General features: G+C 56.4%; 1 rRNA gene. It reads left to right on the top strand.

The annotated features are described in order from the left end of the window. Positions 1 to 243: ribosomal RNA gene (locus tag HPT30_RS00145) — 16S ribosomal RNA — on the top strand; the annotation flags it as partial.

Raw genomic sequence — 243 nt, 5'->3', positions numbered from 1 at the left:
GAGTGACTGCCGGTGACAAACCGGAGGAAGGTGGGGATGACGTCAAATCATCATGCCCCTTATGACCTGGGCTACACACGTACTACAATGGCCGGTACAACGGGAAGCGAAGCCGCGAGGTAGAGCCAATCCCAGCAAAGCCGGTCTCAGTTCGGATTGCAGGCTGCAACTCGCCTGCATGAAGTCGGAATTGCTAGTAATCGCGGATCAGCATGCCGCGGTGAATACGTTCCCGGGTCTTGT

The organism is Paenibacillus agri (assembly GCF_013359945.1).
GTDB classification, from domain to species: domain Bacteria; phylum Bacillota; class Bacilli; order Paenibacillales; family Paenibacillaceae; genus Paenibacillus_AQ; species Paenibacillus_AQ agri.
This window is presented reverse-complemented; position numbering and strand designations above follow the sequence as displayed.